General features: G+C 45.6%; 12 protein-coding genes. All 12 read left to right on the top strand.

Features of this window, described 5'->3' with window-relative positions:
* The first annotated feature begins 81 nt into the window (after positions 1–81).
* Positions 82–291: a hypothetical protein gene (locus ACQRCC_RS12645; RefSeq protein WP_427851138.1), complete on the top strand. Its 210-nt coding sequence runs from the start codon at positions 82–84 to the stop codon at positions 289–291.
* A 290-nt stretch (positions 292–581) separates the two neighbouring features.
* Complete coding sequence (gene glnA / locus ACQRCC_RS12640; protein ID WP_427851137.1) at positions 582–1913, top strand: type I glutamate--ammonia ligase; 1332 nt, start codon at positions 582–584, stop codon at positions 1911–1913.
* Positions 1914–1963: 50 nt separating this feature from the next.
* Positions 1964–2518, top strand: coding sequence for an ANTAR domain-containing response regulator (locus ACQRCC_RS12635; RefSeq protein WP_427851136.1), 555 nt, complete (start codon positions 1964–1966; stop codon positions 2516–2518).
* A gap of 27 nt (positions 2519–2545) precedes the next feature.
* On the top strand, positions 2546–3379 hold the full coding sequence (gene dapF / locus ACQRCC_RS12630; RefSeq protein ID WP_427851135.1) for a diaminopimelate epimerase: 834 nt from the start codon (positions 2546–2548) through the stop codon (positions 3377–3379).
* A gap of 14 nt (positions 3380–3393) precedes the next feature.
* Positions 3394–4608, top strand: a complete 1215-nt coding sequence (locus ACQRCC_RS12625; RefSeq protein WP_427851134.1) for an LL-diaminopimelate aminotransferase — start codon at positions 3394–3396, stop codon at positions 4606–4608.
* Positions 4609–4791: 183 nt separating this feature from the next.
* The gene (locus tag ACQRCC_RS12620; protein WP_427851133.1) at positions 4792–6189 is read left to right on the top strand and encodes a Wadjet anti-phage system protein JetA family protein; all 1398 of its coding nucleotides are present in this window, start codon (positions 4792–4794) and stop codon (positions 6187–6189) included.
* Positions 6190–6192: 3 nt separating this feature from the next.
* Positions 6193–6828, top strand: coding sequence for a DUF4194 domain-containing protein (locus ACQRCC_RS12615; protein ID WP_427851132.1), 636 nt, complete (start codon positions 6193–6195; stop codon positions 6826–6828).
* Positions 6788–10204: an SbcC/MukB-like Walker B domain-containing protein gene (locus ACQRCC_RS12610; RefSeq protein ID WP_427851131.1), complete on the top strand. Its 3417-nt coding sequence runs from the start codon at positions 6788–6790 to the stop codon at positions 10202–10204. Before ACQRCC_RS12615 ends, ACQRCC_RS12610 begins: the two co-directional genes overlap by 41 nt.
* Positions 10146–11417: a Wadjet anti-phage system protein JetD domain-containing protein gene (locus tag ACQRCC_RS12605; protein WP_427851130.1), complete on the top strand. Its 1272-nt coding sequence runs from the start codon at positions 10146–10148 to the stop codon at positions 11415–11417. The genes ACQRCC_RS12610 and ACQRCC_RS12605 overlap by 59 nt, the downstream gene beginning before the upstream one ends.
* Positions 11418–11450: 33 nt before the next feature.
* Entirely contained in the window at positions 11451–12422 is a 972-nt protein-coding gene (locus ACQRCC_RS12600) for a P1 family peptidase (RefSeq protein WP_427851129.1), read from the top strand.
* 129 nt (positions 12423–12551) lie between these two features.
* The gene (locus ACQRCC_RS12595; RefSeq protein WP_427851128.1) at positions 12552–12788 is read left to right on the top strand and encodes a hypothetical protein; all 237 of its coding nucleotides are present in this window, start codon (positions 12552–12554) and stop codon (positions 12786–12788) included.
* 99 nt (positions 12789–12887) lie between these two features.
* Positions 12888–13253, top strand: a 366-nt coding sequence (gene tnpA / locus ACQRCC_RS12590) for an IS200/IS605 family transposase (RefSeq protein WP_427851127.1), incomplete at its 3' end; no start/stop codon positions are given.

Below are 13253 nucleotides of genomic sequence, written 5' to 3'. Positions count from 1 at the left end.
GGAAAATCATTTGAGTTTTTGAAGAAAACCACGTATAATGGAAAGAGCAGAACGGAGTATAAAGAAGGAGGAACGATAAGCATGAAACAGGTATGGGAAGCGCTGAAGGATTTTTTTGAAAGAGACTGGACACCGGCTGAAAAGATTCTGGTAGTTCTGTGTTGTATATTACTGGGTATGGTGAAGGGATTTCTGATATCTCCGATTAAAAAAGGAATCAGTTGCGGAAATAATAATGCTAATGTATATTATCAGGCAGAGGACGAGTACTGGCTGGATGATGAGGACTAAATTGATGTAACTGTTCAGAGCCAACCTCGAAAACACTGTGTGTTTTCGAGGTTGGCGTATCCGCCAAATAGATTTGTGCAAAAAAGTGCTTTTGAATACAAGTATTCATCGCTCTTTTTTGACAAATCTATTTGGCTCTGAACAGTTGCAAATTGACAAAGTAAATAGATATATTTATAATGATTCAAAACAAGGGCGTTTTTCTATAGGTGAGGAGCGCCCATTTTTATATACCAGCTTCTAAACCAAACGGAAAATGATTAGATATCAATATACAGGAGGTAACGGTAATGAATAATTATACCAGAGAAGATATTATGCGTATGGTAGAAGAGGAGGACGTAGGGTTTATCCGTCTTCAGTTCACAGATATTTTTGGCACTATGAAAAATGTGGCGATTACAACCAGCCAGTTAAAAAAGGCACTGGATAATCAGTGTATGTTTGATGGTTCTTCTATTGAGGGATTTGCAAGGATTGAAGATTCCGATATGTATCTCTACCCCGATCTGAATACATTTGCAATTTTCCCGTGGAGGCCGCAGCAGGGAAAGGTGGCGCGTCTGATCTGTAATGTTTATAAGGCAGATGGAACGGCATTTGAGAGCGATCCGAGATATGTGCTGAAGAAGGTGACGGAGAAAGCACGGAAGGAAGGCTATGTATTTGATGTGGGGCCGGAGTGTGAATTCTTCCTGTTCCATATGGATGATAATGGCTTGCCGACTACGATTACCCATGAAAATGCCAGCTATTTTGATCTGGGACCTCTTGATCTGGGGGAAAATGCACGGCGTGATATGGTGCTGACACTGGAAGATATGGGATTTGAAATTGAGGCATCCCACCATGAATTTGCGGCCGGTCAGCATGAGATTGATTTTAAATATGATGAGGCCCTGGCGACTGCAGATAATATTATGACATTTAAAATGGTTGTGAAGACCATCGGAAAGCGGCATGGAGTGCATGCAACCTTCATGCCCAAGCCGAAATATGGAGAAAATGGATCGGGAATGCATCTGAATATGTCTCTTCGCAGGGATGGAATCAACGTATTTTCAGACCCGCAGGATGTCAACGGTTTAAGCCGTGAAGCATATTATTTTATAGGAGGTATTTTAAAACATATTAAAGCAATCAGCTTTATTACGAATCCGACTGTAAACTCTTATAAAAGGCTGGTTCCCGGTTATGAAGCGCCGGTTTATATTGCCTGGTCGGCAAAGAACCGGACACCGCTGATCCGTATACCGACGTCACTGGCTGAGAATACCAGACTGGAGCTTAGAAGTCCGGATCCTACTGCCAATCCGTATCTGGCACTTGCAGTGTGTCTGGCAGCAGGACTGGAAGGAATCCGCGAAGAGATAGAGCCGCCGGCAAGCATTGATGCCAATATCTATAAAATGGAGAAGGAAGAAAGGGAGAAACTGGGAATTGAAGAATTACCGGGAAGTCTTCTGGAGGCAATCCGTGAATTTGAGAAGGATACATTTATACAGGATGTGCTGGGCAGAGATCTGTCAGAAAAATTTATTGCCGCTAAGAAGAAGGAGTATGCAGATTACCGCTCACAGGTAACCGATTGGGAACTTCAGAAATATTTACATGTCATGTAAACACCTTTCTGTGTTAAGAGCAGCAGTAGTGATTGACAGGAGGTGGAAGCTTGAGTGGAATTATTGTTGTATTTCCAAATAAAGATAATGCAGCGAATATTCGAAATCTGTTAACCCGGGGCGGTATCAATGTCCGGGGCGTCTGCACCACAGGAGCTCAGGCACTTCAGTATGCGGAGGATGCTGAGGAAGGCATTGTGGTGTGTGGCTATAAGCTTGTTGATATGATGTATACCGATTTGCGGGAATATCTTCCATCTACATTTGAAATGCTTCTGATCGCATCGCCGGATAAATGGAGTGCAGGTGATATCGAAGGAATTGTTGGGCTTTCCATGCCGATTAAGGTGTATGACCTTTTGAATACGGTGGAAATGATGCTCAATACTATGGAGCGTCGAAGGAGAAAACGAAAGCGGGAGCAGAAGGAACGGGAGAGAAGCACTGGAGACAGGGCAGTCATCAAAGAGGCAAAAGAGCTTTTGATGGCGCGTAACAATATGACAGAAGGAGAAGCGCACCGGTATCTGCAGAAGTGCAGCATGGACAGCGGAACAAATCTGGTAGAAACTGCCGAGATGGTGTTAAGTATTATGAAAGAATAGTAAAAGCTGTAAAGGAAAATTTCATATATGAGATTTACGAAAATGCATGGGCTGGGAAATGATTACGTGTACGTAAATTGTTTTACAGAGGAGGTTCGGGATCCGGTCAGGACAGCGAGAGCATTAAGTGACAGGCACATGGGGGTCGGTTCAGACGGTCTGATTCTGATTGGTCCGTCTGATAAGGCGGATTTCCGGATGCAGATATACAATGCGGACGGTTCTGTGGCTGAGATGTGTGGGAATGGAATCCGCTGTGTGGGTAAGTATGTCTATGAACGGGGAATGACCGGGAAGAGGGAAATCCAGGTGGAAACACTTGCGGGAATCCGCACGCTCAGGCTTGATGTGGAAGAAGGACGGGTGAAAGCGGTAACTGTGGATATGGGAATACCCATCCTGCGGGCAGAGCGGATACCGGTGATTTCCGGTAATACGGAGGTACGCAATGAACCAATCGAGATCAATCACATGGAGTACCGGATGACAGCCGTCTCCATGGGTAATCCTCATGTGGTGGTCTATGTGAAAAGCGTAAAAGGAATTGATATGAATCTGTTGGGACCTGCATTTGAGTACCATGGGCGTTTCCCCAGACGCATTAATACGGAATTTGCGGAAGTGATTGACCGCAGAACAGTAAGGGTGCGTGTGTGGGAGAGAGGGGCCGGTGAGACCCTGGCCTGCGGCACAGGGGCATGTGCGGTAGCAGTAGCAGGAGTGTTAAATGACTTGACAGAACGGAAAGTTCAGGTAAAATTATTAGGAGGAGATTTGACCGTTGAATGGCAGGAGTCGGACAATACTGTTTATCTGACAGGACCGGCTGAGATGGTATTTGACGGAGAAATATATACATAGAAGGAGAAATCATTATGTTCAAAGTAAATCAGGATTATTTAAAATTACCAGGAAGCTATTTATTTTCCACCATTGGAAAAAAAGTAGCGGCATTTCAGGCGGCAAACCCGGATAAATCCATCATCCGGCTGGGAATCGGCGATGTCACTCAGCCGCTGGCACCGGCAATTATCGAGTCTTTGCACAGTGCGGTAGATGAGATGGCTCATGCAGAGACCTTCCGCGGATATGCACCGGATCTTGGCTATGAGTTCCTTAGAAGTGCTATGGCAAAGAACGATTATCAGGATAAAGGCTGTGATATTAAAGCGGATGAAATCTTCATTTCTGATGGAGCAAAGGGAGATTCCGGTAATATTCAGGAGATTTTCAGCAAAGATAATAAGATTGCAGTCTGCGATCCGGTATATCCGGTATATGTGGACACCAATGTTATGGCAGGACGTACCGGCACATACGACCCGAAGACAGAGACATGGAGCGATGTGATTTACATGCCATGTACCAAAGAGACGAATTTTGCACCGGAGCTTCCAAAGGAGACACCGGACATCATTTATCTGTGCTTCCCGAATAACCCGACCGGTTCTACCATTACAAAGGCACAGCTTCAGGAATGGGTAGACTATGCAAATAAAGTTGGTGCAGTCATCATTTACGATGCTGCTTATGAGGCATATATTTCCGAGGAGGATGTGCCACACACCATCTATGAGTGCGAGGGTGCAAGAACCTGTGCAATCGAGCTTAGAAGTTTCTCCAAGAATGCAGGATTTACCGGCGTGCGTCTTGGTGCAACCGTAATTCCGAAGGATATTAAGCAGGGAGATGTAACACTGCATTCTCTGTGGGCAAGACGCCACGGAACCAAATATAACGGTGCTCCATACATCGTGCAGAAAGCCGGAGAGGCAGTTTACTCTGAGGCCGGAAAAGCACAGCTGAAAGAACAGGTTGCTTACTACATGAACAATGCAAAGGTTATTTACGAAGGATTAAAGAGTGCGGGATACAATGTGTCCGGTGGTGTGAATGCACCGTATATCTGGCTGCAGACACCGGATAACATGACTTCCTGGGAGTTCTTCGATTACCTGCTTGAGAAGGCAAATGTAGTCGGAACACCGGGATCCGGATTCGGACCGAGCGGAGAAGGATACTTCCGTCTGACAGCATTCGGTTCCTATGAGAACACCGTGGCAGCAATTGAGAGAATTAAAGCATTATAAATCAGGTGGGATAATTTAATAAGTGAGATATTAAGGGAGTGTCGCAAAAATTGTGATTTTGTGATACTCCCTCTTTTTTTTACACATTCAGTCATGGATGTAGTACAATATATTCGTATGAATGACTAATTTTGAGTGGGAGAAAGTACCGGAATGGTGCGCATGATATGAAGGAGACGATCCATGAATTTGATCAGTAAGATTCCGAAGGAATTTTATAAACTTTTTGCAAGTAAATATATGGACTACTATCAGCAGTTTCTGGTGGCAATCTATGAGGAGTCCGCGAGATCCTATTCCCTTCTGGGGCTCACCGAACGGGAGTGCCGGGCGGTGATGAATGAGCGGATTGCTAAGGAGACGCTGGAATGGAGCGAGGAGCAGTTTGACGAGGAAGGAGAACTGCTTACCAGAGCCAATATGGCATCCGTCTGTCTTAAGAATCTGGAGAACTGGGGATGGCTTATTCGGGATTATGATGAATCACTGAACAGTTATGTGGTTTCATTTCCGGAATACAGTCAGTTGTTTGTGCAGTTGTTTCAGAGGCTATACAGTGAGGACAATACCAGGGAGAGGGAAAGCGTGCTGGCAGTTTACAGTTATCTGTATACCTACAGTTCCGATAAAGAAAAAAATAATGAGATATTGAAGAGCGCGCTTCAGACCTCGCGGTCCCTTCTTCAGATGCTGGCGAATATGCAGGAGGGCATGAGAGGGTATTTTGATGAGCTGTCCAGACAGAGGAGTTTCCTGGGGATTCAGGAAGTTCTGGTGAAGGAGATTAATAACAGTGACAGTAAGAAATATGCGATTCTTACCACCACAGACAGCTTTTACCGCTATAAGGAGGCGGTGAAGGAACTGATCGACAGGAATTTAAGTGAAAATGAGATGCGCAGGCAGGAGCTTCTGGAGCGGGAAATCGATGAGGAAGATGTGCTGCAGTGCAGAAAAAGAGACCGGGCAGTACGGCTCTGCGAGGAGGCAATGGATATTATTTATCTGATTGAGCGGGAATTTGATGCCATTGAGAGAAGATATAACAAGCTGATTGAGCAGAAGACCGTATTTGCCAGCCGTGCGGCGGCACGAATCCGGTATATCCTTATGGAGGGCTCTGTATCGGAAGACCAGACGGTAACACTGGTCAATATTTTAAATAAGAGTGACAGGCAGGAGGAAATCCTGCAGAAGCTGGCAGACCGGATGCATCTCACCGAGCGTTTTCGCGTAATGACGGAGCGAAGTCTGTTCAGACGGCGTGATACGGAAAAAGAGGAATTCAGGCCGCAGGCGGTTCGCCGGGATGAAGAGGCAGGAGAAGAGCTGGATGCATTCGTGATTAAGCCGCTGTATACCCGACAGGAAATTGATGCATTCAGAAAGAAAAATGAACAGGATGGAAGATTCCGGGTAACAGAGGATACGGTGCAGTCTATGGAAGATCTGGAGAAACTGTTTTTTGTATGGCAGGAGGCAACCGAGATTGCGGATGACAGAAGAGATATCTCAGTGGGACGGGAACTGGAGAGCAGGGATGGATACCGGTTCTCTGAGCTGACGATTCGGGAGGAATAGAGGATGGCAGCATATATGGAAGAATTATCCGTAACAGAGGCGGATAACCTGAAAAAGACAATATCAAAACTATTTCGGCAGACCTGTATTGTGCAGATGCGTTATGATCCGGTGACCCTGACGCCCAGAGATAATCCGGATTATGAAATGTGTGTAAGGCACAGAGGATTTATTGAGGAGTATCTGTCGGTACTGGGATGTGAGCTGACGCACGATCCCCAGGAGCATATTTTCCGGCTGGTGGGAGATGGCGTGGAAACAGAGAAAATGAGTCTGACCACCACAATTATTGTTCTTCTGGTAAAAATGATTTACCGGGATAAGATCCTGGGCGAGGGATTGAAGGCAACAGTGACAACGCTGGAAGAAATCCGGGAATATGGTAAAAATACGAATCTTCTGAACCGGAAGCTTACGGTAGCGGAGTGGCGGGAGGCGCTGTATCTGATGAGTAAGCATCAGATGATCGAGCTTCCGGGAGCTGTCCGGGATGTGGAGGACAGGACACCGATTTATTTATACAGTACGATTAATCTTTATGTGAGCGCGGCAGATATTAATGCGCTGGTTGAAGAGTACAGAGAGGAGACCGCGGAGAATGAAACAATCGAAGAAAATATTTACCCGGATGCTGATTAACAACTGGGGAGGTATCGGTCACAAGGTAATGGAATTCCATGAATATGTGAATCTGTTCAGTGGTAAGAGCGGCTCCGGAAAATCTACGGTGATGGATGCGATTCAGGTGGTGCTTTACGGCAGCGTGGCGTCCACATTTTTAAATAAGGCAGCAGATGATGCGAAGAATAAACGAAGTGTCTTAAGTTATCTTCGCGGTGCACAGAAGGATGGAACGTCCAATCGTGAAAATGTGGATTTCTGTTCACAGCTGGTATTGGAAATTGTTGATACCGGCAGTAAAATCACGACCTGTATCGGTGCAATTTTTGAGGTTGGCAGAAATGATCTTGAACTGAAAAAATATCATTTCTTCAGCCATTCCGGGAAGATTCCTGAAGATGAATACCTGACGGAGCAGGGCACACCTTACACAGTCGCGCGGCTGAAGAAGCTGATTGAGGAGAGAAGCAGATCCGAAGATAATCGGGGACGGGGGGATGTCAACCGCATTTATCCGTCCAAAGAGGCGTATCTGAACACGCTGTATGACGTCATTTTCGGATATATTGATCCGGGACGTCTGATGACGATGGAGAAAAGTGCCATTGCACTCCGTATGACCAACGGAACCGGGCAGTTTATCAAAGACTACATGTTTCCAAAGAGCAAGGAGGATACGGTGTCCACAATCAGTGAACAGCTGGGAGCCTACCGTGAGATTAAGGAACGGGTGGATGATCTGGAGCACCGTATCGAGATTCTGGAAGGGATTCGGGAGCATAATCTGGAGCTTGTGAAGGTAAAGGCTGATAAGGTGCAGACGGAGGCAACCCTTCGGATTGTGGAGATTGAGAACTGCAAGACTCGTCTGGAGGCTAAAAAATCCGATCTGGAAGGGATTCTTAAGAAAATATCGGAACTGGAAGAGAAGAAGAATATGCTGGACGGAGAGCGGAAGGCGAAGACAGATGAGCTGATCGAAGTGAAGGCGGAGCTTCATGCCAGTGATTACGGTGTGAAGAAAAAGGAGCTGGAGGATCTGGAAACCACCATTCATCTTCTGGCAGGTAACTCCAGACAGTGGAGGGAAATACTGAATGGTCTGAAGGCATGGGAGGACGATGAAGACATCAGCGGCTACATCAGTAATCCAACGCTTCAGCGTCTGGATGAAATACTGGATGGTCACGTATCAGTATCCGGATTGGAGAAGCTGAAAAAGGGAATCCAGAATGCGTTGGAGATGATTGCGGATGAGCTTGCGGATCTGAATGAAAGTATCCGGGAGACTACGAGGGATCTGAAAGAGAAGCAGGAGATGGTAGAGGATCTTCGCAATGACAGGAAGCCCTACCGGAAGGAATTGAAAAGCGCCAGGGCACAGCTTCAGAGTGAACTCAGCAGTCAGTATGGACGAACCATCCATGTGGAAATATTTGCAGATTTATTTGATATTACAGAGGAAAAATGGAAGAATGCCATTGAAGGAAGGCTGGGACGTATCAAACACAGTCTGATCACGGAGCCACAGTATGCGCTGGATGCGGCAAAAATTTTCCGCAGAATGAAGCGCAAAGAATATGAAGAAATTGACATTATTAATACGGCTGCTATTCAGCGAGATCAGCCGCAGGCAGAGGAGGGAACCCTGTACGAAGCGGTTAAGGCGGAAGAGGCGTATGTGGATCTTTGTCTGAAACGGTATCTGGGAAGAATCCACAAATGTGAGACGGTGGATGAACTCCATGAAGTGCGGGATGGCGTGACTCCGGATTGCTATTCCTACAGTAATTATATGTTCCGCCATTTACGGGAAAATGATTATACCCGTTATGCTTGCATCGGTACCAAAGTTTCCAAGGCGAAGCTTAAGGAACTGGAGGATGAGGTGTACGAGCTGCAGAAGAGGCAGATCGGGGATATTCAGATGAGAGATACTCTGAATCAGGCCCAGCGGTTCGAACAGCTGAATCAGGATCCGGAGCAGTTACTGCAGTTGTCCTATGCGGCAGATGAACTGGAAAATTATCTGGCGAAGCAGGAGCAGCTTAAGAAAGAGCTTAAGAAACTGGAAGACGGTACGTTGACGGCACAGCTGAAGGCGCGCAAAGAAGAACTGGAAGAGAAAATTACGGCTCTGGATGAAGCAATAGAGCGGGTGAATCGTGAACGAATCGGACGCGCGGAAAATAAGAGTGCGGCAGAAAAGGAACTGGGTGATTTCAGAGAGAAGCTGGCATTTCTACAGGAAGGATTTGTGATAAATGAATCTCTGCTTGAGGAAGTGAAGGCGCAGCTTTGCACGCAGAGCGAGACCGCTTACCGCAGAAAATTAAATGAACAGCTGGCTCGCCTGGGAGAGCAGGAAGAGCACGAAGCGGATGAACGCGCCATGGCTCGTAACCGATTTAACCGGGAGTATCCGGCGTATGGCTTTACCGGGGTAGAACGGAACAATGATGTGTATGACAGGGTACTGGATCAGATACGGCAGGATTTTGAACCGAAGTATAAAGAGGAATTTGAAAAGCAGTACCGGCTGGTATACCATTCCCTCAGAGAAAATGTGATTGCTACGATTCATGGCGAGATTAAGGCTGCGTACCGCCACAAGAGAGAGATTAACCGAATGCTGTCAAAGATCCGATTCTCGGACAGCACCTATCAGATAGACATTCTTCCTGCGGAAAATGAAAATGGACAGTTTTATGAGATGCTGATGGCACCGGAGTTGGACAGCAAGGTTCTGGATAATGACGGATTTGAGGGACAGCTGAGCTTTGGCGAGGATGAATTCTATCAGAAATATGAGCGCCAGATTCAGAGGCTGACAGAAAAATTCATGCCTCCAAGAGATGAGGATGGACAGAATCGTTCTCTTCACAAACAGGAAATGGAGAGGTATGCAGATTATCGTAACTACCTGACCTTCAGTATGTACGAGAGAGTAGAAGATGAGCAGGGTAATGTAAAGAAGAATGCGGTAGACGAGATGGCAGGACGAGATTCCGGAGGAGAAGGACAGAATCCGAAGTATGTAGCCCTTCTTGCGGGATTTGCAATGCTCTATATGCAGCAGAGTAACCGGGATTCCAAGATCCGTCTGGTGCTCCTTGATGAGGCATTTTCCAAGATGGATAAGGAACGAAGCGAAGTATGTCTGCGCTATGCAAGAGAGCTGGAATTGCAGCTGATTGTCTGCGTACCGGATGAACGTCTCCAATCGCTGATCCGCAATGTGGACAGTGTCTACGGATTCCGGAGATATCAGAATCAGATATCCATGATGCACATTGATAAGGGAAATTATCTGGAAATGATTGAGGGAAGAGACGGTGACAAAGAAAAGCAAAGCGGAAATGAAGACAATCACGCTTATTCAATGGATGATTGAGAAAATAGATACCAAGGGATACCGGGCGGGCACTGCGTCCGGTTATCATCATCCCGGAGTGGATAGTGCAGTTATGCAGGCGGTTGGTGGAAGAGAAAGATTTCTTGCCCAGGCAAGAGAGATTGAAAATGATCCCGTGCTTGGCGGACAGGGAAAAGTCTGGTTTGACTGGTGTGATGTGAACACAAACATTCGTACCATCCATTACTCGACGGATATCATGCCGGCGCTCTGTGCAAGGGCAGGTGTCGAAGACCCGAGAAAAAGACAACTCAGGTATATTGACATTCTGGAAAATTTGAGGAAACGTGCGGAAGGGACATGGCTTACACAGTATTACGAGGAAGAGCTGCGTCTGCTACGCGAAGGGAATTGTTCTCAGACAACGAAAGAACGGATAGAAGATGGATGTCTGTACCGGTGCCTGAATGAGCTGATTCATCTGGAAGAGCCGGTGGAAAAGCCGATTTTCAGTGCGAGAGTATTTCAGAATGCGAAACTGCCGGAAGAAAGGCTGACTCCATCCAAGATATTTCGGAAGAAATATGAAGGAGCAGTTGTTAGTATCCTTACAAATTATTCTCCCGATTATGAAGATGGTATGAGTAATGATGAAGTTCTTGCAGCGCATGGAATTCTGTCCTATGCGCAGACCCTGGAGTGGAAAGGACCTCTTGTCTATTCTATGGAAGGAGATGCTGATGCGCATGCCGGTGTGGAGATAGACACGTCACAGAATCTCTATGGAACCATCATTAATGCGAAGACTCTGGAGCATGCATCACCGCTTAGACTTCCGAATGTAAAGCAGGTAATCATTATTGAAAATAAGGCAAATTATGAAAAACAGAAGTATAAAAGAGATACCCTGTATATTTTCTGTCACGGGTTTTTCTCTCCAAAAGAAGTGCGTTTCTTAAAGAAAATTGTGGATGTAGCAGGGGATAATGTGGAGTATTATCATTGGGGAGATATGGATTACGGTGGAATTCGTATTTTCCAATTTAATAAGGCGAATATTTTCCTGGAGTTGCAGCCGTTTAAAATGCTGAAAAGAGATTATGAGCGGGCAGTTGCCCAGGGAGCGGGAGTATCTATAGAGGCAGGAAAAAGAAAGAAGCTGGAACTGTTGAAAGCAGGTGATCTGGAAGAACTGAAACAGTGCATTCTGGAGTATGGGCTTGAAATCGAGCAGGAGCTGCTGGTGGAGTAGGGTAAAGCGTACTTGATTATAAGGAGGAAGAACATGAGTAAGTGGAAAGAGATAAGTATTCATGAGATAAAGAACATTCATATCGGTCATGCTCAGGATGAGGAGCATGGAACAGGCTGTAGTGTAATTATCTGTGATGAGAAAGCACCATGTGGTGTAGATGTGCGCGGAGGAGGCCCGGCATCAAGGGAAACGGAGCTTCTGAATCCGCGTATGAGCAATGATGGAATCAATGGACTGTTCCTGAGCGGCGGAAGTGCCTATGGATTGGATGTTGCCGGAGGAGTTATGAAGTATCTTGAAGAAAAAGGAAAAGGGATACAGGTAGGCAGTGAAATCGTACCAATCGTGGTGGGTTCCTGTATCTTCGATCTCAATTGTGCAAATGGAAAAGTCCGTCCTGATGCAACTATGGGCTATGCAGCCTGCCTTGACAGTGAAAGAAATATAGAACGAAACGGAAATGCAGGTGCCGGGATGGGAGCCACTGTGGGAAAAATCCATGGAGATGAGTACGCAATGAAATCCGGTCTTGGCTGTTACTGTCTGCAGATAGATGAACTTCAGATAGGAGCAATTGTAGTTGTCAATGCTATCGGGGATGTATTTGAAATGGACTCCGGGAAACAGTTGGCGGGTCTTCTCAATGCACAGAAGGATGGTATGATTTCCAGTGAGGAAGAGCTGGTCAGAACCCTTCAGACAGCAAGCGGTTTTTCTTTCAACACAACGATAGGCGCAGTCATTACCAATGCAAAGTTTACAAAGTCAGAGATGAATAAGATTGCAGCAATGGCCAGCAACGGACTGGCAAGAACCATACGGCCGGTGAATACATCCATGGATGGTGATTCCATTTATGCCCTGTCTGTGGGAGAGGTAAAATCCAATCCGGATGTGGCAGGAACCCTGGCTGCATACGTGGTAGGAAAAGCGGTTAACCGGGCGGTGCTTGAGGCAGAAGAAAAATACGGGTATAAAGCGGCAAAGGATATGATAAATTAAAATAAAAATGTATCATTTATATTGACGCAACTAAGGCTTTATGTTAAACTGTGCATAAAGTATTATTTTTCTACTTGTCTATGAAAAAGCGTATCTGATATTATCTTAAATCAGTATCATGTTGCAGATATGCCGTTGGAAGATGCAGTAGAACGTGCGATTAATGAATGTATCAGAGAGGGGATTCTGGCAGATTTTCTCTCGAAAAACAAAGCGGAGGCGAAGAAAATGAGTATTTATGAATATGATGAAGAAGAAACCATGCGCCAGCTGCGGGAGGAAAGTTTTGAAGAAGGAAAGGCTGAGGAAAGAGAAAAGAATGTCCATATTTTAACATTGTTTAGCAAGAATTCCCCCTCCTCTTAGGTGGTTGGGATGAATTGCAAAGAAAGAACGTATGTTCTTGAAAATAGGTGAGCATTGTGGTATAATATACTCAGTCGATAAGAAAGGAAGTCTTTTATTATGCGAGAGTTAGACCATAATGCTCATTCAGTTTTTTTGTTGTATTATCACCTTGTTTTGGTTGTGAAATACCGACGATATGTCTTTGATGATACTGTTTCTGACCGTGCTATGGAAATTTTTTCTTATATCGCACCCAGATATGGCATTGAGGTGGATGAGTGGAACCATGACGGTGATCATATCCATGTGATGTTCAGGGCTCAGCCCAAGAGTGAACTCAGCAAGTTTATCAATGCGTATAAGAGTGCCAGCAGCAGACTCCTTAAGAAAGAATTCCCGGAGATTCGAAAGAAGCTGTGGAAAGAAACTTTCTGGAGTCAGAGCTTCTGTTTGATAACAGCCGGTGGAGCACCGATTGAAGTG

Origin of the sequence: Sporofaciens sp. SGI.106 (assembly GCF_050314255.1) — a bacterium.
Lineage (GTDB): Bacteria > Bacillota > Clostridia > Lachnospirales > Lachnospiraceae > Claveliimonas.
This window is presented reverse-complemented; position numbering and strand designations above follow the sequence as displayed.